Below are 19,478 nucleotides of genomic sequence, written 5' to 3' on the forward strand. Positions count from 1 at the left end.
CTTCCCGGGGTTCTCACCCGCGCTCCGAAAAACCGTGAAAAATTCGATACAGGATAAACACGGGTAACCGACATGCGCACATTTCGCCCAACGTGGTAAACAACGCGTTAACCAAGCTTAAGAAGTTGCAACTTCTTGGCGGGCCACCCGCCAGGTGCGGCATAAGGTGCTGCCCACAGAACCCGCTTGCGTCGTGGGGCGGCTATCGGTATAGAATTGACGTAAACGTAAAAGGGGCGCAGATCGCGTCTTTTGCGATATTTTGTTGAAACCACGATTGGAAGCACGCCCCCGCTTCCACTCAGGCGACGCAAGGTCCAGGACCGCGGCGCCACAGACGGGGAAAGCCAGTGACCATGAAACTCGTTTCGCCCGGCGAAGCCGCGGCCAATACCAATGATATATCGAACGAAGCCGGCGAGGACCTTGTCCGCATCGGCGAGATGGCCAAGAAATACGGCGTGACGCTGCGCACGTTGCGTTTCTACGAGGACAAGGGCCTTCTCAACCCGAAGCGCGACGGTGCGACCCGTCTCTACACGCGCCGTGACAAAGCCAGGCTGAAGCTGATCCTGCTCGGCCGCAAGGTCGGTTTCTCGCTGCGCGACGTCAAGCAGATGATGGATCTCTATGATCCCACCGGCTCCAACACCAAGCAGTTGCGGCTGGCACTCGACAAGTCGGAGAAGCAGCTTGCCCGCTTGCAGAAGCAGCGGTCGTTGATCGATGACGCCATCAACGAGCTGAGCGGCTCGATGTCGGCCGTGCGGCAGATGCTCGTAGAGCGCTCGACGCCGGCCAGCGCCGCCGGTTAATCCGGCGTCGTCCACTCCCGAACGGCTTTGTGACGGATGAGAGCCGCGTGGCCTGCCGCGCGGCTCTTTCTTTGTCCGTCCGCCTGCTTGTCGGCACAACGGCATTTCAGCACGTTCCGTGCTGGCGCCCATGACATTGCCCCGCTACGCCTAGGTGCCCGCTGTCGAAGAAATTTTGTCGCAGCAAAAAAATTGACGTTTACGCAAACGTCAATTTTTGCTATGCGAACTTCAACTTTGGTCCGCTTGCCGTGAACGGCTTGATTTCGGGCCAGGACCGCATGGTGGAGGAAACGCATGCCGATCTACAGGGCGCCTGTCCAGGACACGCTGTTCGTGCTCAACGAAGTGCTGGGCTACCAGCGCTATTCCAATCTTCCCGGATTTGCCGACGCGACGCCTGATGTGGTCGAAGCCATCCTCGCCGAGGGCGCCAAACTCGCTGAAAACGTCATGCAGCCGCTCAACCGCGTCGGAGACATGGAAGGCTGCGTGCGCCATGCCGATGGCTCGGTGACGACGCCGAAAGGTTTCAAGGAGGCCTTCGATCAGTATCGCGAAGGCGGGTGGATGGGGCTGGCCGCACCGGTCGAGTTTGGCGGCCAGGGCCTGCCCTACGCGGTGCACACGGCGGTCGCCGAATATATGGTGTCAGCCAACATGTCGCTGATGATGTATCCCGGCCTGACCCAGGGCGCGATCGCGGCGATCATCACTCACGGCACAGACGAGCAGAAGACGACATGGCTGCCGAAGCTGGTCGAGGGGTCCTGGACCGGCACCATGAACCTGACCGAGCCGCATTGCGGCACCGATCTCGGCCTGCTGCGCAGCAAGGCTGTGCCGAACGGCGACGGCACCTACAAGATTTCTGGCCAGAAGATCTTCATCTCGGCCGGCGAGCACGACATGGCCGACAACATCGTCCATCTGGTGCTGGCCCGCATCGAGGGCGCGCCGGAAGGCGTCAAGGGCATTTCGCTGTTCATCGTGCCAAAACTCAAGCTCGACGCCTCGGGCAATCCGGGCGCGAGGAACACGGTCTCCTGCGGGTCGATCGAGGAGAAAATGGGCATCCACGGCAATTCGACCTGCGTCATGAATTATGACGAGGCGGAAGGCACCTTGCTCGGCGAGGCCAATGGCGGGCTGAAGGCCATGTTCACGATGATGAACGAGGCGCGGCTCGGCGTCGGCCTGCAAGGGCTTTCCCTGTCCGAGGTCGCCTACCAGAATGCAGTGTCCTACGCCAAGGATCGCCTGCAGGGCCGCTCGCTGTCGGGCGCCAAGGCGCCGGACAAGAAGGCCGATCCGATCATCGTCCATCCCGACATCCGCCGCAGCCTGATGACCATGAAGGCCTTCAACGAGGCTGGCCGGGCGCTGGCGCTGTGGACGGCGATCAAGTCGGACATCGCTCACCGCTCGGGCGACGACAAGGACCGTCAGGCTGCCGATGACTACACCGGCCTGCTGACGCCGGTGATCAAGGGCGTGCTGACCGACAAGGGTTTCGACCACGCTGTCATGGCGCAGCAGGTGTTCGGCGGCCACGGCTACATCGAGGAACACGGCATGAGCCAGTTCGTCCGCGATGCCCGCATCGCCATGATCTATGAAGGCGCCAACGGCATCCAGGCGCTCGACCTCGTCGGCCGCAAGCTCGGCCTCAATGGTGGCCGCGCCGTGCAGGCCTTTTTCAAGGACGTCGGCGAATTCTGCGAAGAAAACCGCACTGATGAAAAAATGGCGCCCTTCACAAAGGCGTTGAAGAAGGGCCTCAACGATCTGCAGGCGGCGACGATGTGGCTGGTGCAGAACGGCATGGCCAAGCCCGACAATGCCGGTGCGGCCTCGACCGATTACATGCATCTCTTCGGTCTGGTGGCGCTCGGCTACATGTGGGCGCAGATGGCCAAGGCGGCGCTCGGCAAGACCGGTGCCAATGGTGCCCAGTCCTTCTACGACAACAAGGTGGTGACGGCGCGCTTCTTCATGGAGCGGATCATGCCCGAGACATCGGCACATCTCGCCCGCATTTCCAGTGGCGCGGACACGCTAATGGCGCTGCCTGCGGAAGCGTTCTAGAAATGGCCGGCGTCCCCCTCCCCCTTGAGGGGAGGGTGGCCCGAAGGGCCGGGAGGGGTCCTGCGTGCAGTGCGCCGGCCTCAACTCTGACGATGCGCTCTGGGAGGAGTATCATACCAGCATGACCAATCCCGCCGAAATCCTTGGCCTTCCGAAACCCGCCTGGGCGGCGGACGAGGTCGGCATGCTCTACGACATGGCGCACCGCTTCATGTCGGAAGAGATCGCACAGCGCTACGACGAGTTCGAGAAGAACGAGATGGTCGACCGTGAAAGCTGGCTGAAGGCTGGCGCGGCCGGTCTGCTCTGCGCCTCGATGCCGGAGGAATATGGCGGCTCCGGCGGAACCTTCGCCCATGAGAGCGCCATCATCGAGGCGATCGGCCATGTCGGCGTCGACGGCTTCGGCATCGGCCTGCACAATTCGATCGTTGCCCCTTACATCCTCCACTACGGCTCGGAAGAGCAGAAGAAGAAGTGGCTGCCGAAACTGGCCACCGGTGAGCTGATCGGCGCCATCGCCATGACCGAGCCCGGCGCCGGCTCCGACCTGCAAGGCGTCAAGACACGCGCCGAGAAGGACGGCAACCAGTACAAGATCAACGGCTCCAAGACCTTCATCACCAACGGCCAGCTCGCCAATTTCATCATCGTCGTCACCAAGACCGATCCGGCCAAGGGCGCCAAGGGCACTTCGCTGATCGTCGTCGAGACCGACGAGGTGGAAGGCTTCGAACGCGGCCGCAACCTCGACAAGATCGGGCTCAAGGCCAACGACACGTCGGAACTGTTCTTCAACGACATGCGCGTGCCGACCTCGAACCTGCTCGGCCATGAGGAAGGCCAGGGTTTCGTCCAGCTGATGCAGCAATTGCCGCAGGAGCGGTTGCAGATCGGCACTGGCGCGATCGCCATGATCGAGCGGGCGCTGGCGCTGACCATCGACTACGTCAAGCAGCGCAAGGCCTTCGGCAAGGCGATCATCGATTTCCAGAACACCCAGTTCAAGCTCGCCGAGCTGAAGACCGAGGCCACCATCGGCCGCGTCTTCTACAATGATTGCGTTGCCCGCCACATTGCTGGCGGCCTCGACCCGGTGACGGCCTCGATGGCCAAATACTGGCTCAGCGACCTGCAAGGCAAAGTCGTCGACGAATGCCTTCAATTGCATGGCGGCTATGGCTACATGAATGAATACCCGATCGCCCGCATGTTCCGCGATGCCCGCGTCCAGCGCATCTACGGCGGCACCAACGAGATCATGAAATTGCTGATCGGACGCTCTCTCTGAGCGACTTTCAGCAAACCCGAGGAGCAAGAAGATGACTGAGGCCTATGTCTATGACGCCGTGCGCACGCCGCGCGGCAAGGGCAAGAAGGATGGATCGCTGCACGAAGTGCCGGCGGTAAGGCTCGGCGCCAAGGTGCTGGAGGCGCTGCGCGACCGCAACGGGCTCGATACCGGCACTGTCGACGACATCATCTTCGGCTGCGTCGATCCGGTCGGCGAGGCGGGTTCGGTCATTCCGCGCGCCGCCGCGTTTGAGGCCGGCTACGACACCAAGGCGCCGGGCATGCAGATCTCGCGCTTCTGCGCCTCCGGCCTCGATGCCATCAATTTCGGCGCCGCCAAGATCGCGCAGGGCGCGGACGAGATCGTCATTGCCGGCGGCGTCGAATCGATGTCGCGCGTCGGCATGGGTGCTTCCGGCGGCGCCTGGTTCATGGACCCCTCGGTCGGCCTGCCGGGCTGGTTCGTGCCGCAAGGCATCTCGGCAGACCTGATCGCCACCAAATACGGCTTTTCGCGCGACGACGTCGACGCCTACGCCGTCGAGAGCCAGAAGCGCGCCGCCAAGGCCTGGGGCGAGGGCCGCTTCAAGAATTCGGTGATCCCGATCAAGGACCAGAACGGCCTGACCATCCTCGACCATGACGAGCACATGCGGCCGTCGACCGACATGCAGTCGCTGGCAGCCCTCAACCCGTCCTTCGTCATGCCCGGCGAAATGGGCGGCTTCGACGCCGTCGCGGTGCAGAAGCACCCCGAGGTGGAAGAGGTCAACCACGTCCACCATGCCGGCAATTCGTCCGGCATCGTCGATGGCGCCGCCGCCATTCTGCTCGGCTCGAAGAAGGCCGGCAAGACCATGGGCCTGAAGCCGCGCGCCCGCATCCGGACTTTCGCCAACATCGGCTCGGAACCGGTGCTGATGCTGACCGGCCCGGTCGACGTCACCGAGAAGTTGTTGAAGCGCGCCAAGATGAAGATTTCGGACATCGACCTGTTCGAGCTCAACGAGGCCTTCGCCTCGGTGGTTCTGCGCTACATGCAGGCCTTCGATATCCCGCACGACAAGATCAACGTCAATGGCGGCGCCATCGCCATGGGTCATCCGCTCGGCGCCACCGGCGCGATGATCTTCGGTACGGTGCTGGACGAGTTGGAGCGGCGCAACCTGAACACCGCGCTGGTGACGCTGTGCATCGGTGCCGGCATGGGCACCGCAACGATCATCGAACGCGTCTGACGGGGAGAGAGACCAATGAGCTACACCAATTTCACCCTCGACACCGACGCCGACGGCATTGCCCTGGTTACCTGGAACATGCCTGACCGCTCGATGAACGTCTTCACCGAAGAGGTGATGAACGAGCTCGACAAGATCATCGATCAGGTGGTGGCCGACGCCGGCATCAAGGGCGCGGTGATCACCTCGGGCAAGGACAGCTTCTCCGGCGGCGCTGATCTGACCATGCTGCAAAAGATGCTGGCGGTCTTTGCAAAGGAGAAGACCAAGGACCCGGAGAAGGCGGCAAGGCTGCTGTTCGACAATGCCGGCCGCATGGGCGCCCTATGGCGCAAGCTCGAAACATCAGGCAAGCCCTGGGTGTCGGCGATCAACGGCACCTGCATGGGCGGCGCCTTCGAACTGTCGCTGGCTTGCCATGGCCGTGTCGCGGCCGATAGCGACAAGGTCAAGATGGCCTTGCCGGAAATCAAGGTCGGCATCTTCCCCGGCGCCGGCGGCACCCAGCGCGTGCCGCGGCTGACCGACCAGCAGCAGGCGCTGCAGATGCTCACCACCGGCCAGACCCTGTCGCCGCAGAAGGCCAAGGCGATGGGCCTGATCCACGAGATCGCCGAACCGGCCAAGCTGATCGAGACCGCCAAGGCGATGATCAAGAACGGCCTGAAGGCCGTCCAGCCCTGGGACGAGAAGGGCTTCAAGCTGCCCGGCGGCCCGGTCTATTCGGTGGCGGGCGCCAATCTGTGGCCGCCGGCCATCGCCATCCTGCGCCGCGAGACCTTTGGCAATTATCCGGCTGCGGCAGCGATCCTGAAATGCGTCTATGAAGGCCTGCTGGTGCCGTTCGACACCGGCCTGCGCATCGAGCAGCGCTATTTCACCGAGATCATGCAGACCAGGGAAGCGGCGGCGATGATCCGCTCGCTGTTCGTGTCGCTGCAGGAGCTGAACAAGGGCGCACGCCGCCCGGCTGGCGTGCCGGAAACCAGGTTCAAGAAGATCGGCATTCTTGGCGCCGGCTTCATGGGCGCCGGCATCGCCTATGTCACCGCCAAGGCCGGCATCCCGGTGGTGCTGCTCGACCGCGACATGGAGTCCGCCGCCAAGGGCAAGGCGCATTCGGAAAGCCTTGTAACGGACCAGGTGAAGAAGGGCCGCGCCAAGCCCGAGGAGAAGGACAGGCTTTTGTCGCTGATCACGCCGACGGCCGACTATGCCGACCTCGCCGGCTGTGACCTGGTGGTCGAGGCGGTGTTCGAGGATTCCGCCGTCAAGAAAAGCGCCACCGAACAGGCGGAAGCGGTGCTGAAGCCGGCTGCGATCTTCGCGTCAAATACGTCGACCATTCCGATCTCGTCGCTGGCCAGGAATTCGGCCCGGCCGAAGAACTTCATCGGCATTCATTTCTTCTCGCCGGTCGACAAGATGATGCTGGTCGAGATCATTTTGGGCAAGAAGACCGGCGACAAGGCACTGGCCACGGCGATCGACTTCGTCCGCGCCATCAAGAAGACGCCGATCGTCGTCAACGACACGCGCGGCTTCTACGTCAACCGCTGCGTACTGCGTTACATGTCGGAAGCCTACAAGATGCTGATCGAGGGCGTCCCGGCGCCGATGATCGAGAATGCCGCCAAGGCCGCCGGCATGCCGGTCGGCCCCTTGGCTCTGACCGACGAAACGGCGATCGACCTTGCCCAGAAGATCATGAAGCAGACCATCAGGGATCTCGGCGACAAGGCGGTCGACCCGAAGCAGATGGCGCTGATCAACACGCTGGTCGACACGCATGGCCGCTTCGGCCGCAAGAACGGCAAGGGCTTTTACGACTATCCGGCAAAGCCGGCCAAGAAGAAGCTTTGGCCGGGCCTCAGGGATCTCTACCCGCAGCTGGCGCCCGAAAAGGTCGACTATGAGGAGCTGCAGCAGCGGCTGCTGGTCACCATCGCGCTGGAAGCGGCCAGGGTGATGGAGGAAGGCATCGTCACCGATCCGCGCGAGGCCGATGTCGGCTCGATCCTCGCCTTCGGTTTTGCGCCCTTCACCGGCGGTGCGCTGTCCTACATCGACGGCATCGGCGCCAAGGAGTTCGTCAGGATCGCCAAAGGCCTGCAGAAGAAATACGGCGCCGAGTTCAAGGCGCCCAAGCTGCTGCTCGATATGGCCGAGAAGGGCGAGAGCTTCTACCAGCGCTTCGATCCCTACGCGAAGGGCGAGGCGCGGAAGGCGGCGTAGCGCCGCCTTGCGCGGTAGACAAGGTGGCGGCGAGGAGCTAGAACAGGGAAGGTATTTTTTCCTGTTTTGAAGGAGAGCAAATTGCTCTCGCATGACCGCGTTTGGGCCGCCATCGACGCTCTGGCCGAGCGCTATTCGCTTTCGGCCTCGGGTCTGGCCAGGCGCGCGGGTCTTGACTCGACCGCCTTCAACAAGTCGAAGCGATTGTCCTCGGACGGGCGGCCGCGCTGGCCATCGACCGAATCGCTGGCCAAGATCATCGAGGCGACAGGCGCTTCGCTTGACGAATTCACCGGGCTGGTCGAGGGCCGCAGCAAAACCGGTGCAGGGTCCTTGCCCATGCAGCGGTCAGCAGTGCCATTGCTCGGCTTTGCCCAGGCCGGCGCCGGCGGTTTCTTCGACGATGCCGGCTTCCCGGCCGGGCAGGGCTGGGACCTGGTCGAGCTTCCGGCGCGGTCGACCGAGACGTCCTATGCGTTGAAGGTCCAGGGCGATTCCATGCTGCCGCTCTACCGCAACGGCGACGTGCTCATCGTCGAGCCGGGCGCTGCAACCCGCAAGGGCGATCGCGTCGTCGTTAAGACCAATGCCGGCGAGGTGATGGCCAAGGTGCTCGACCGCCAGACGGTGAAGTCGATCGTGCTGGTCTCGCTCAACCCCGACCATCCCGACCGCGACATCCCTCTGCACGATGTCGAATGGGTGGCGCGGATCGTCTGGGCAAGCCAGTAGGGTCGCCGGTGCGTCTGTTTCACTTTGTCATGGCTGTCCTGGCGATTCCGGCGATGGCCGCCATCGTTATCGCCGGCGGACGCGCCTTGCATCGCGACGAGAGCGTCGTCACCGTCGACCAAATTCAGGATGTCGACGTGGAGCCAGATGCGCCGGCCATTTCAGCCGTTCCCGATCCCCAGCCCGTGATCCATTCCAGGGCGATCGACCCCGAGGCCGTCGCGCCGCCGCCATTGCGTGCAGAGGAGCTCGTCAGGGTCGAGCCGCGCGCACCGCTGAGCGACCTGGCCTTGGCCGGACCGCCAAAGCCGAAAATGCCCGACGACTGGAACGGGACAAAGCTGTTCCAGCCGGTCGCGGCCGCCGCCGGCTTGATCGAGGCGAAGGGCTATTCGGTCGCGATTTCCGGCATCGACATCGTCAAGCAGGACGAAACGTGCACCGACGAGGGCAAATCCTGGGCCTGCGGCGTCCGCGCGCGGACGGCATTCCGCGCCTTTCTGCGCGGCAGGGCAGTGGTCTGCGCGGTGCCGCCGGAAGGCGGCCGCGATCTGATCGCCGCCGAGTGCCGCATCGGCAAGCAGGATGTCGGCCAATGGCTGGCCGAAAACGGCTGGGCCCGCGCGGTGGCGGGCGGCCCCTATGTCGAAGCAGGCGACAAGGCGCGCGCGGCAAAAAAGGGCGTCTTCGGCGCCGCCCCCAATCTGTCGGGCCTGGCTCCGGCACCTTCTGTCGTGATCGCACCGACAGAGGCGCAACCGATCCTCGATCCGTCGGCGACGACCGCTACGCCGCCAGTTGACCAGCCAGCGCCCGCTCAATGAGCGCGCGCGTCTCGGCAATGCCGTAGAGCGCGGCGAACGATCCGAAGCGCGGTCCGCGCTCCTGCCCGATCAGCACCTGGTAGATCATCTGGAAGAAAGCGCCCGATACGCCGGGGCCGCCATCCGGGCTCTTTTTGCTATGGTCCTGATAGCGCTCGATCTTGCGCGCAACGTTGAGCGAGGCGTTCTGGATCGCCTCGCCATCGGCGGCCGGCGGCAGTGCTGCGAGCGCCGTTGAGAGGTTCGTCAGTGCCTCGCGCTCGACATCGTCGGCGGCTCGGTACACCTTGGCCGGCTTCACGAAATCGTCGAAATAGCGGATCGCGTAGCCCGTCAGCCTGTCGAGCTCCGGATGCGTCTGCGGGGTCACGCCCGGCGCATGGCGCGAGATGAATCCCCACAACACGTCCTTGTTCTGGGCGTTGGAGGCGCTGACCAGATTGAGCAGCAGCGAGAACGGCACCGGCATGTCTGTCTTCGGCGGGTTGCCGTCATGCATGTGCCAGACCGGGTTGCCCAGCCGCTCCTTCCAATCCTGCCGGGGGTAAGCGGCGAGGAAGGTGTAATATTCGTCGACGGCCCGCGGGATGACGTCGAAATAGAGCTTCTTGGCCTGCCGCGGCCGCTGGTACATGTAGAGCCCGAGGCTCTCGGTCGGCGCATAGGCCAGCCACTGGTCGATGGTGATGCCGTTGCCCTTCGACTTCGAGATCTTCTGGCCGTTCTCGTCCAGGAACAGTTCGTAGACGAAATGCTCCGGCGCCCGCCCGCCCAGAATGTTGCAGATGCGGTCGTAGACCACCGCATTGGTCTGGTGGTCCTTGCCGAACATCTCGAAATCGACGCCGAGCGCTGCCCAACGCATGCCGAAATCCGGCTTCCATTGCAGCTTCACCCTGCCGCCTGTGATCGAAAGCGTGGTCTCGGTGCCGTCATCGTCGAAGGTGATGGTGCCGGCCTTGGCGTCGACATGCTTCATGGGGACGTAAAGCACGCGGCCACTTCTAGGCGAAATCGGCAGGAACGGGCTGTAGGTCGCCTGCCGCTCCGGCCCGAGCGTCGGCAGCATCACCGCCATGATCTGGTCGTAGCGCTCGGCAGCGCGCAGCAGCATCGCATCGAAACGGCCAGCCTTATAGTATTGCGTCGCGCTGGCGAATTCGTAGTCGAACCCGAACGTGTCGAGGAAGCGGCAAAGCATCACGTTGTTGTGGTCCGCGAAGCTCGCATAGTCGCCGCCGAAAGGATTGGGCACCGACGACAGCGGCTTGTGCAGATGCGGCTCGAGTGCTGCGCGATCCGGCACGTTGTCGGGGATCTTGCGCATGCCGTCCATGTCGTCGGAGAAGCACAAGAGCTTGGTCGCCACCTTGTCCTGCGTGATCACGCGAAAGGCATGGCGCACCATCGAGGTACGCGCCACTTCGCCGAACGTGCCGATATGCGGCAGACCCGAGGGGCCGTAGCCGGTCTCGAACAGCACGGTGTCGGGAAAGTCCGTGCCCTTGTAGCGCTCGACGATCTTTTTGGCTTCCTCGAACGGCCAGGCCTTGCTTTCGGCCGCTGCCGCAAGCACTTCGGGATTGAGATCGATGATGTTTGATCCCGCCATGTCACTGTTTTCCAAATCGTTCGCCGGCGCTAGCCGGAAGGTGGAGTTCAGCCCGGTCTCTAGGCGTGCATGGCCGGAGCGTCAACGATCCCGGCGCTTTTTCCTTGCGGCACCGATGCCGCCTTCCTACCTTCGAGGCCCGTTCGAGGAGTTTTTGAATGTCGTTGCCGACACCGCATGAAGCCCTGATCTACCTGATGGTCATCACCTCGGCCTCCGACCGTGACATGACCGATGTCGAACTGGCGCGGATCGGCGATGTCGTTCGCTCCTGGCCGGTGTTCGAGGATTTCAAGCAGGACCGGCTGATTGCCATTGCACAGGACTGCCAGAAGATGCTGCAGGAAAAGGATGGGTTGGAAGGCGTTCTCGAGCGTGTTGGTGAGGCACTGCCCGAACGCTTGCGCGACACCGCCTATGCCGCTGCCTTCGAAGTTGCGGCCGTCGATCTCGAAATGCGGCTGGAGGAGGTGCGGGTGCTGCAGCTCATCCGCCGCCAGCTCGATCTCGACACGCTGACCGTCGCGGCAATAGGCCGTGCCGCCAAGGCCCGCCTGCGCACGCTCACCTAAAGTCTCACTGACAGGGACTGCTGATATTCAGGTGAAGCCGGCCTGCGAACGGTGGTTTCCTGCGCTTCCGGTACTCACGTACCCAAAAGTACGCTCCGTTCCGGTTCTCGGAAACCGCCATTCTCGACTCGCCCTCACCTGAATATCAGCAGTCCCTAGAAGAAGCTGACCGGGAAGTAGCGCAGATAGAACTCGGCGAACGTGCCCTTTATGGAAATCTCCTGCAGGGCGTAGTCCATGGCCGCGGCCAGCGCCGGATCGCCGGCCCTGGTGGCGATGGCCATGCCCGAGCCCAGATATTCGGGCGCCAGATACGGGCCGCCGGCAAAGCGGCAGCAGCCTGCGGCGTCCGAGCCGCCCAGCCAGAAGGCAAAGCGCATGCCGTCGCCGAAGGCGGCGTCGATCTTGCCGGCCTTGAGGTCGCCGTAGAGCGCCTCCGGCCCGTCGAAAGGGACGACCTGAACGTTGCCGAAATAATCGCGCAACATGCGCTCATGCGCGGAGCCGGCGATGACGCCGACGCGCTTGCTGCGCAATTTGTCGAAGATCGGTTCCGCAAGGGCCTTGGTCTTCGGCATGATAAAGCGCGCCGGAAACTGCAGATAGGAGCGTGAGAAGCCGTATTTCGAGCGCGATTCCGGCGTCGCGGCGATGCCGGCGATAATCGCTTCGCCTTCGCCCTTCTGCAGCGCGCCCTCAAGCTCGGCCCACGGCAGTGCCTGGATCTGACATTTATCCGCGATGTCGAGTTCGGCGCAGATGGCTCGCGCCAGGTCGATATGGAAGCCGGACAGCCGGCCGGCGCCGTCGAGAAAGTTGAAGGGCGGAAAATCGGTGGTTGTAAGGAATCGCAGCCGCGGCAGCGCGGAAAGGTCAGGCTTCGGCAGCCGCTCCTTGGCGTCCCAAAGCACCGGCACCTGCGGCTCTGCGGCGCGCGCGATGCCGGCAAGCGATTGCGCCCCGATAAATATAAATATTGATGCCAGGGCGACGGATATCGACGGAAATGTCACGATAAAACTCCACCCGGTTCTGCCTCTTTCTTGGCTTTTGGTACGAAAACGGCGCAGGCACAACGCTTTTTGATTTAAATACGCCGATTTAGGGTTATGCTTTAGTGTATTTGCAAGTAGTTGCATGGCGTCGACTGGAGGGGGCAGTTGTTGGCACCACAAAAGGGGATGCAGCTTTGCAATCCGGGGTTGATGGCGAAGTGCCGTTTGGGCACGTACCATTGGTCCTAATATCGGGAGGCAACATGGGGTTGATGTTGCGATGGGCCATTTCGATCGCACACTGGAATACATAGATCAGCTGCAGCACGCCAACACGGCGGCCGCGGTCTGCGAAACGCTGCTTGGCGTGACCACGAACTACGGCCTCACGGCGTTGATGGCCGGTACGGTTCCGCAGCCAGGTACGCCGCGTGGCCAGCAAAAGGACCATGTGCTGCTCTGCGACTGGCCTGTAGAATGGCTGGAGCGCTATGTGTCGCGCAACTATGTCGATCATGATCCCGTCGTCAGCCACATGAAACAGCTTCAGGCGCCGTTCCAGTGGCGGGAAGCGGCTCAGGGCATTCGCATCGACAAGAGCAGCGGCGAGGTTATGGGCGACGCCAGCGAATTCAAGCTGCGCGACGGTTTGGCCTTCCCTTTGATCACCCTCGACGGCCAGATCGTCATGGTATCGCTCGGCGGCGAGGCCGTCGAATTGTCGGGCGCCGAGTTCGGCCTGGTGTCGCTGGTCTCGACCTATGCCATCGGCCGCGCCATGCAGCTCCACACCATGGCGGGCAAGACTATCGATCACATCGAGTTGACGCCGCGCGAGCGCGAATGCCTGCAATGGGCAGCCGTCGGCAAGTCCGAATGGGAGATTTCACAAATCCTCGGCATCTCGGAACACACCTCCGAGAAACACCTTCTTAACGCTAAAGGCAAACTCGGCGCCGTCAACCGGGTGCAAGCGGTCGCGGAGGCGATAAGGCGGGGCTACATTAGTTAGGTCGGCCGCGCCGACCTAGAAGATCCTGCCTACGTGATCACGTAATTTTCTTGCGAAAGCACGGCCGTATTTTCCTCTTGAACCCAGGAGAAGACGGATGCTTTTTGCCCTTACCACCCAGGAATTGATGGAACGTCCCGACCTTTGGGAGGCGGTTCATCGTCTACGCTACCAGGTCTTCGTCGAGGAAATGGGATGGACCGATCTGAAGCGCCCGGACGGGCTCGAGGTCGACCAGTTCGACCACGACGAAGCGGTGCATCAGATCGTCATCCGCAATGGCGAGCTCGCCGGTTATCAAAGGATGCTGCCGACGACGCGGGCGCACCTGCTGACCGAGGTGCTGACGGATCTTTTTGAAGGAACGCCGCCTTCCGGGCCCAATGTCTACGAGCTGACCCGCTATGCGGTAGCGCCCGGTTTTCGCGATGGCCGGCGCGGCGTATCGACGGTCGGCACCGAGCTGATCGCCGGCTTCGTCGAGTGGGGGCTGAAGCGCAACGTCAATCAGGTGATCATCGAATTCGAGCCGATGTGGGTCCTACGGGCTTTGCAGCTGCATTTCCTGGCAACGCCGCTTGGCTACCAGCGCACCTATGGCAACCAGCAGGTCGTCGCCACCCTGCTCACCTTCAATCAGCACACGCTTGATGTGGTGCGTTCGCGTCGCAATCATTTCGCGCCGGTGCTGGCCAGGGGCTATCCCGACAGGCTCGGCTTGAGGCAGGCGTCGTGACAGTTGATAGTACCGTGAGAGTGGAGAGTGTAATGAGTATCCATCCCCAAACCGAGTTCCGCAACCATACGCTGATCGTCACGGTGTCTTCGGATGACGGCCGCCCGGTGCTGGACAGGCGGGCCTATGAAAGCCTGGCCAGGACCTTCCACGAGGCTGCAGTCGACGACGAGGTGCGCGTCGTGGTGCTGCGCGGCCTGGCTGGCTGCTTCTGCCTTGGCGGCGACTTCTCCGAATTCCTCGATGCCACCAAGCATCAGCTGCTGATCGCCGCCGTAACCGACATGTTCCGCACGCTGGCGACGTTTCCCAAACCGATCCTTGCCTGTGTCGATGGCGATGCCGTCGGTGTCGGCTGCACCATCCTGTTCCACTGCGACATGGTGATCGCGTCGGGCAAGAGCACGTTCCGGGTGCCGTTTGTCGATTTCGGCCTGGTGCCAGACGCGGCGACCAGCATCCTGGCGCCGCAAAAGCTTGGCTACGCCGGCGCTTTCCGGTTTTTTTGCCTGGGCGACACGCTGGGCGTCGACGATGCCAAGGCGCTCGGTCTCGTCGCCGAGATCGTGGTGGATGGCAGCGTCGAGGACGCAGCCCTTGCCAGGGCAAGGCAGCTTGCCAAGAAGCCGGTCGCCGCTCTGTTGCAGACGCGTGGCCTGCTGAGGGGTGACACAGCCGCGCTCTGCGACCGCATCGACCAGGAGATTTCGCTGTTCCAGCAGGCGCTGCAGGACGACACCACGCTGCGGCGGCTGCAGCGGATCGCCCGGCTGGTGGCATAGCCGTCCCGGCGACGGCACGGTTCAATCCAGCACAGAAGCAGCCCTGTCCCGATAGTATCGGGACGGGCCAGACCTAGAGCATGATCCCGAAAAGTGGAATCCGATTTTCGGAAAAGATCATGCTCCAACAAAGAGATAGAGCCTATTTTTTCAGGAACGACGTTCCTTCGCCGACGATCTTCTTGTCTTCCTTGCCGATGACATCGAGATCGCGGCCGTCATAAGGCAGTGACAACAGGATGCGGCGCATGACGGCCAGCCGCGCGCGCCGTTTGTCGTTGGCCCGCACGATGATCCAGGGCGCGAATTCCTTGTGCGTGCGTTCGACCATGAGATCGCGCGCATTGGTGTAGTCGTCCCATTTGGTGATGCCGGCAACGTCGATCGGCGAGAACTTCCAGTTCTTCAAGGGGCTCCAGCGGCGGTCGTGAAACCGTTCGAGCTGGGTTTCCCGTCCGATGTTCAGCCAGAATTTGAAGAAATGGATGCCCTCGTTGGAGATCATCCGCTCAAAATGCGGCGTCTCGTCGAGGAATGTCTCGTGCTGCTCCGGTGTGCAGAAGCCCATCACCGGCTCGACGCCGCCGCGATTGTACCAGGAGCGGTCGAAGGTGACGAACTCGCCCGCCGTCGGGAAATGGTCGACATAGCGCTGGTAATACCACTGTCCGACTTCGGTCGGCGTCGGCTTGGTCAGCGCCACATTGCGCGCGGTTCGAGGGTTCATGTACTGGCGCAGCACGAAGATGGTGCCGCCCTTGCCGGCGGCATCGCGTCCCTCGAATAGCGCCACCACCCGCTTGCCGGTCGATTGCAGCCAGGCCTGCGCCTTGACCAGCTCGATCTGCAGGAGCTCAAGCGTCTTGTCATACTCCTCGCTTTTCATCTTCTTGTCGTAGGGGAAGCCGCCGGCGGTCAGCTTGTGATCCTCGACCCAGTCCGGAAGCTCCGGATTCTCGATATCGAACTCGCGCTCCTTGCCGTCGATCGTGATCTTCAGCGGACCCGCTGCGGGTGCAGCGGCCGTTTCCTTGGTATTTTTCATCGAGACGAACCTTTTCAGCTTCCGGACTCATGCTATGGGGAGCCTCTAGGCCGGTCCAGCGGAAGTTTCCAGCCGGCCGACTGAGTGCAAGGGCACGGGGCGCAGGCGCGAATGGCCGACTTGGGCGCAGAGCAGAAAGGCACGGCGCAAGCCGTCGCTATCAGGCTGTGGAACAGCCGCTGGCTGCTTGCCGCAGGGATCGTCGCGGTCCTGGCCGTCTACGGTTTCGCCGGCATGTCCGGCTATGTCGTCCTGCTGGCATGTGCCGTGCTGCTTGCCGCTGCGATGCTGCCAACCGAGGCCTCGCGCCAGTCCGCCGAGAGCGCCGCCGCAATCGAGGCGATCGGGTTGCAGCGGCTTTCCGGCGAGTATCTCGCCGCCGCCGTTGCCGATCCGTTGATCATTTTCGACCGCACCGCCACCATCGTCCACGCCAATGCCGCCGCCTTTGCCGCCTTTGGCGGCATCGCGCCGGGCATGTCGCTGTCGCTGAAGTTCCGCGCCCCCGAAATGCAGGCCTTGCTCGACGGCGTCCTGTCGGGGAACGTCGCCTCCGATGTCGTCGACTACACCGAAAAGCTGCCGGTGGAACGGACCTATCGGGTGAGCGCGTCTTCGGTCGGCCACGCCACCGATCTCTATGTGCTGGTGTTCAAGGACCAGAGCGAGGCCCGCCGGATCGACCGCATGCGCGCCGACTTCATCGCCAATGCCAGCCATGAACTGCGCACGCCGCTGGCCTCGATCTCGGGTTTCATCGAGACGCTGCGCGGGCCGGCCCGCAACGACCCGGCGGCGCGCGAGCAGTTCCTGCAGATCATGCAGAGCCAGACCGGCCGCATGGCGCGCCTGATCGACGATTTGTTGTCGCTGTCGCGGCTGGAAATGAAGCCCTATCTGGCGCCGGGAACCGAGGTCGATCTGCGCCAGACCATCGACAGCGTCATCGATTCGCTTGGGCCTCTCGCCCGGGAGAATGGCATCGTCATCGAGCGGGCGTTTGCCGAAGGGCCGCTGGACGTGCCCGGCGACCGGGACGAGCTGTTTCAGGTCTTCGAAAACCTGCTGGAAAACGCCTGCAAATACGGACAATCGGGCGGGCGCGTCACAGTGTCGATCGCGCGCACCGATACCGGTTCCGAACCTGGCATCGATGTCACCATCACGGATTTTGGTCCCGGCATTCCCGAGGAACACATTCCACGCATCACCGAGCGCTTCTATCGTGTCGATGTCGAGAACAGCCGGACCCAGAAGGGCACCGGCCTGGGCCTGTCCATCGTCAAGCACATCCTGACACGCCACAACGCCAGGCTTTCGATCAAGTCGGAAGTCGGTAAGGGCGCGGCGTTCACCGTTCATTTGCCGGCTCGCTGACGCGATACTATGTACTAACGGTTCATTTCTTTTTTCTGTCATCCGGCTAGCGTATCAGCGGAGGATTCGAGGAAGCGACTCAAGGCCACAGATCCCGGAAAGGCATTTCGTCCATGCAGTCCGTGCATATCGTCAGCGCCTACGACGAAGAGCTGAAATACCTGTCGAAGCGCATCGCTGCGATGGGCGGGCATGCCGAACGCATGGTCGAACAGGCGATCTCGGCCCTGGTCAATGCCGATCCCGGCCTCGCCCAGAAAGTCATCCGCGACGACATCGTGCTCGATGAAGGGCAGCGCGAGATCGATGACAAGGCCATCGTCATCATCGCCAAGCGCCAGCCGATGGCAACCGACCTGCGCGAGATCGTCGGCGCGATCCGTATCTCGGCCGACCTCGAACGGGTCGGCGATCTCGGCAAGAATGTCGCCAAGCGGGTGGTCGCCGTTATCGACGGGCGCCAGCCGACCAGCCTGTTCCGCGGCCTCGAGGCGCTGGCCGACCTTGCTTTGACGCAGCTCAAGGAAGTGCTCGACGTCTATGCGTCGCGCTCGGTGGAAAAGATCGGCTTCGTGCGCGACCGTGACGACCAGATCGATGCCATGTACACCTCGCTGTTTCGCGAATTGCTGACCTACATGATGGAAGACCCGCGCAACATCACGCCGTGCACGCATCTCCTGTTTTGCGCCAAGAACATCGAGCGGATCGGCGACCATGCCACCAACATCGCCGAGACGATCTACTACATCGTCACTGGCGACCAGATGCCGGCAGAGCGGCCGAAAGGCGACAAGACCGACAAGATCGGTGCTCCCGCAACGCTACCGGGGAAGTGAACGGTCGCCACTCGAACGCTTCATCCTATTGCGCTAAACTATCCGGACGTTAAGCTTGTCGTTCTCTGGTGAAGGCCATGCTTTCAGGAGGCCGCGATGGAATATGTTCGAGAGTTTGCTCCAGCACCGCCAACGGCGGGCATCATCGCTTCCAGCGTCTATCAGGCAGGCCGGCGTGTCGCCGACATTCCCATCGAGGAAGCCGGCGAATGGGCCAAGAAGTCCGGCCACGTCGTCTGGATCGGCCTGCTCGAACCCGACCGCAACCTGTTGCTGCGCGTCCAGGCGCAATTTCATCTGCATGAACTGGCGATCGAGGATGCCGAGCATCCGCACCAGCGGCCGAAGATCGAGCAATATGGCGACGCCTTGTTCATCGTTGCCCGCACCGCCCAGCTGATCGACGGCCGCGTCACCTTCGGTGAGACGCACCTGTTCGTCGGCTCAGGCTATATCGTCAGCGTCAGGCACGGTCCGTCGACCTCCTATGCCGCCGTTCGCCAGCATTGGGAGAGCTGCCCGCATTCGCTGGCCAAGGGCGAGGATTTCGTCCTCTACGCCATTCTCGATTTCATCGTCGACAATTACATGCCCGTGCTCGAGCAGATCGAGGACGAGGTCGAGGTGATCGAGGACAGGGTTCTGCTGAAGCCGATGACCGGTCCCGACATTGAGCGGCTCTATATGCTGCGCCGCGATCTGTTGCGCCTGCGCAATGCGGCATTGCCGCTGGTGGAAGTCTGCCGCCGCTTGACCAGCGCCGACCTGCCGCAGATCCACACCGCCATGCACCCGCTGTTTCGCGACGTCACCGACCACATCCGCACCGTTCAGGAGAAGATCGACAGTTTGCGGGAGGTGCTGGCCTTCGCCTTCGAGGCCAGCCTGCTGGTCGGCCAAAGCCAGGAAACGGCGATCTCCAAGAAGCTCGCTTCATGGGCCGCCATCCTGGCGGTGCCGACCGCGTTCGCCGGCATTTACGGCATGAATTTCAACGATATGCCGGAGCTGAAGATGGAATACGGCTACCCGGTGGTGTTGGCGACAATCGCCCTGATCTGCTCGTTCCTGTACTGGCGGTTTCGCAAGAACGGCTGGCTGTGAAAGAAAGCGAGTAGGGAATGGGGAGTAGCGAATAGGAAAAAACGGAGTTGCCTTGTCGCGGAGGCTCAATCCATTTCTATTCGCTATTCGCTATTCGCTATTCGCTATTCGCTATTCGCTATTCGCTATTCGCTATTCGCTATTCGCTATTCGCTATTCGCTATTCGCTCTTCGCTATT

At 62.5% G+C, this 19,478-nt stretch carries 17 protein-coding genes; 14 read left to right on the top strand and 3 right to left on the bottom strand.

From position 1 onward, the window contains the following. Positions 1 to 356: 356 nt before the first annotated feature. The 7 genes from AC1D0N_RS04310 to AC1D0N_RS04340 all read left to right on the top strand — a co-directional run bounded on the left by AC1D0N_RS04310 (position 357) and on the right by AC1D0N_RS04340 (position 9,225). Positions 357 to 815, top strand: a complete 459-nt coding sequence (locus AC1D0N_RS04310) for a MerR family transcriptional regulator (protein ID WP_477241713.1) — start codon at positions 357 to 359, stop codon at positions 813 to 815. 297 nt (positions 816 to 1,112) lie between these two features. Further along, positions 1,113 to 2,903, top strand: a complete 1,791-nt coding sequence (locus tag AC1D0N_RS04315; RefSeq protein ID WP_477241715.1) for an acyl-CoA dehydrogenase — start codon at positions 1,113 to 1,115, stop codon at positions 2,901 to 2,903. 121 nt (positions 2,904 to 3,024) lie between these two features. Further along, on the top strand, positions 3,025 to 4,194 hold the full coding sequence (locus AC1D0N_RS04320) for an acyl-CoA dehydrogenase family protein (RefSeq protein ID WP_477241717.1): 1,170 nt from the start codon (positions 3,025 to 3,027) through the stop codon (positions 4,192 to 4,194). Positions 4,195 to 4,225: 31 nt separating this feature from the next. Next, a complete protein-coding gene (locus tag AC1D0N_RS04325; RefSeq protein WP_477241719.1) occupies positions 4,226 to 5,434 on the top strand; it encodes an acetyl-CoA C-acetyltransferase in 1,209 nt (402 codons plus the stop codon). 15 nt (positions 5,435 to 5,449) lie between these two features. Further along, a complete protein-coding gene (locus tag AC1D0N_RS04330; RefSeq protein ID WP_477241721.1) occupies positions 5,450 to 7,669 on the top strand; it encodes a 3-hydroxyacyl-CoA dehydrogenase NAD-binding domain-containing protein in 2,220 nt (739 codons plus the stop codon). A gap of 81 nt (positions 7,670 to 7,750) precedes the next feature. After that, a complete protein-coding gene (locus tag AC1D0N_RS04335; RefSeq protein ID WP_477241723.1) occupies positions 7,751 to 8,401 on the top strand; it encodes a S24 family peptidase in 651 nt (216 codons plus the stop codon). A gap of 8 nt (positions 8,402 to 8,409) precedes the next feature. Then, complete coding sequence (locus AC1D0N_RS04340) at positions 8,410 to 9,225, top strand: thermonuclease family protein (RefSeq protein WP_477241894.1); 816 nt, start codon at positions 8,410 to 8,412, stop codon at positions 9,223 to 9,225. Here the strand turns inward: AC1D0N_RS04340 and AC1D0N_RS04345 are convergent. After that, a complete protein-coding gene (locus AC1D0N_RS04345) occupies positions 9,188 to 10,837 on the bottom strand; it encodes a lysine--tRNA ligase (protein WP_477241725.1) in 1,650 nt (549 codons plus the stop codon). The two genes, AC1D0N_RS04340 and AC1D0N_RS04345, sit on opposite strands and share 38 nt — an antisense overlap. Positions 10,838 to 10,995: 158 nt before the next feature. Here AC1D0N_RS04345 and AC1D0N_RS04350 point away from each other — a divergent pair, with 158 nt between their 5' ends. Next, positions 10,996 to 11,409: a tellurite resistance TerB family protein gene (locus AC1D0N_RS04350; protein ID WP_477241727.1), complete on the top strand. Its 414-nt coding sequence runs from the start codon at positions 10,996 to 10,998 to the stop codon at positions 11,407 to 11,409. 155 nt (positions 11,410 to 11,564) lie between these two features. Here AC1D0N_RS04350 and AC1D0N_RS04355 read toward each other — a convergent pair whose 3' ends face one another. Further along, positions 11,565 to 12,407 carry a transporter substrate-binding domain-containing protein gene (locus tag AC1D0N_RS04355; RefSeq protein WP_477241896.1) on the bottom strand — a complete coding sequence of 281 codons (843 nt, stop codon included), beginning with the start codon at positions 12,405 to 12,407 and terminating at the stop codon, positions 11,565 to 11,567. A gap of 277 nt (positions 12,408 to 12,684) precedes the next feature. Here AC1D0N_RS04355 and AC1D0N_RS04360 point away from each other — a divergent pair, with 277 nt between their 5' ends. The 3 genes from AC1D0N_RS04360 to AC1D0N_RS04370 all read left to right on the top strand — a co-directional run bounded on the left by AC1D0N_RS04360 (position 12,685) and on the right by AC1D0N_RS04370 (position 14,934). Then, positions 12,685 to 13,416: a helix-turn-helix transcriptional regulator gene (locus AC1D0N_RS04360; RefSeq protein WP_477241729.1), complete on the top strand. Its 732-nt coding sequence runs from the start codon at positions 12,685 to 12,687 to the stop codon at positions 13,414 to 13,416. 97 nt (positions 13,417 to 13,513) lie between these two features. Further along, positions 13,514 to 14,152: an acyl-homoserine-lactone synthase gene (locus AC1D0N_RS04365; protein WP_477241731.1), complete on the top strand. Its 639-nt coding sequence runs from the start codon at positions 13,514 to 13,516 to the stop codon at positions 14,150 to 14,152. Positions 14,153 to 14,184: 32 nt separating this feature from the next. After that, positions 14,185 to 14,934: an enoyl-CoA hydratase-related protein gene (locus tag AC1D0N_RS04370; RefSeq protein ID WP_477241733.1), complete on the top strand. Its 750-nt coding sequence runs from the start codon at positions 14,185 to 14,187 to the stop codon at positions 14,932 to 14,934. Between the two features lie 142 nt (positions 14,935 to 15,076). Here AC1D0N_RS04370 and ppk2 read toward each other — a convergent pair whose 3' ends face one another. Continuing rightward, the gene (ppk2, locus tag AC1D0N_RS04375) at positions 15,077 to 15,979 is read right to left on the bottom strand and encodes a polyphosphate kinase 2 (protein ID WP_477241735.1); all 903 of its coding nucleotides are present in this window, start codon (positions 15,977 to 15,979) and stop codon (positions 15,077 to 15,079) included. A gap of 111 nt (positions 15,980 to 16,090) precedes the next feature. On the opposite strand from ppk2, the gene AC1D0N_RS04380 reads away from it, so the two are divergent. The 3 genes from AC1D0N_RS04380 to AC1D0N_RS04390 all read left to right on the top strand — a co-directional run bounded on the left by AC1D0N_RS04380 (position 16,091) and on the right by AC1D0N_RS04390 (position 19,299). Beyond that, positions 16,091 to 17,356, top strand: a complete 1,266-nt coding sequence (locus tag AC1D0N_RS04380) for an ATP-binding protein (RefSeq protein WP_477241737.1) — start codon at positions 16,091 to 16,093, stop codon at positions 17,354 to 17,356. Between the two features lie 113 nt (positions 17,357 to 17,469). Continuing rightward, the gene (gene phoU, locus AC1D0N_RS04385) at positions 17,470 to 18,195 is read left to right on the top strand and encodes a phosphate signaling complex protein PhoU (RefSeq protein ID WP_477241739.1); all 726 of its coding nucleotides are present in this window, start codon (positions 17,470 to 17,472) and stop codon (positions 18,193 to 18,195) included. Positions 18,196 to 18,291: 96 nt separating this feature from the next. Continuing rightward, positions 18,292 to 19,299, top strand: coding sequence for a magnesium and cobalt transport protein CorA (locus tag AC1D0N_RS04390; RefSeq protein WP_477241742.1), 1,008 nt, complete (start codon positions 18,292 to 18,294; stop codon positions 19,297 to 19,299). The last annotated feature ends 179 nt before the right edge of the window (positions 19,300 to 19,478 follow it).

Source organism: Mesorhizobium sp. P2_E10 (assembly GCF_056404235.1).

Coding starts and splice junctions, on each gene's coding strand:
- AC1D0N_RS04380 (WP_477241737.1), top strand. CDS start 16,091: ATGGCCGACTTGGGCGCAGAGCAGAAAGGCACGGCGCAAGCCGTCGCT.
- ppk2 (WP_477241735.1), bottom strand. CDS start 15,979: ATGAAAAATACCAAGGAAACGGCCGCTGCACCCGCAGCGGGTCCGCTG.
- AC1D0N_RS04350 (WP_477241727.1), top strand. CDS start 10,996: ATGTCGTTGCCGACACCGCATGAAGCCCTGATCTACCTGATGGTCATC.
- AC1D0N_RS04345 (WP_477241725.1), bottom strand. CDS start 10,837: ATGGCGGGATCAAACATCATCGATCTCAATCCCGAAGTGCTTGCGGCA.
- AC1D0N_RS04310 (WP_477241713.1), top strand. CDS start 357: ATGAAACTCGTTTCGCCCGGCGAAGCCGCGGCCAATACCAATGATATA.
- AC1D0N_RS04365 (WP_477241731.1), top strand. CDS start 13,514: ATGCTTTTTGCCCTTACCACCCAGGAATTGATGGAACGTCCCGACCTT.
- AC1D0N_RS04325 (WP_477241719.1), top strand. CDS start 4,226: ATGACTGAGGCCTATGTCTATGACGCCGTGCGCACGCCGCGCGGCAAG.
- AC1D0N_RS04370 (WP_477241733.1), top strand. CDS start 14,185: ATGAGTATCCATCCCCAAACCGAGTTCCGCAACCATACGCTGATCGTC.
- AC1D0N_RS04315 (WP_477241715.1), top strand. CDS start 1,113: ATGCCGATCTACAGGGCGCCTGTCCAGGACACGCTGTTCGTGCTCAAC.
- AC1D0N_RS04390 (WP_477241742.1), top strand. CDS start 18,292: ATGGAATATGTTCGAGAGTTTGCTCCAGCACCGCCAACGGCGGGCATC.
- AC1D0N_RS04320 (WP_477241717.1), top strand. CDS start 3,025: ATGACCAATCCCGCCGAAATCCTTGGCCTTCCGAAACCCGCCTGGGCG.
- AC1D0N_RS04360 (WP_477241729.1), top strand. CDS start 12,685: ATGGGCCATTTCGATCGCACACTGGAATACATAGATCAGCTGCAGCAC.
- AC1D0N_RS04330 (WP_477241721.1), top strand. CDS start 5,450: ATGAGCTACACCAATTTCACCCTCGACACCGACGCCGACGGCATTGCC.
- phoU (WP_477241739.1), top strand. CDS start 17,470: ATGCAGTCCGTGCATATCGTCAGCGCCTACGACGAAGAGCTGAAATAC.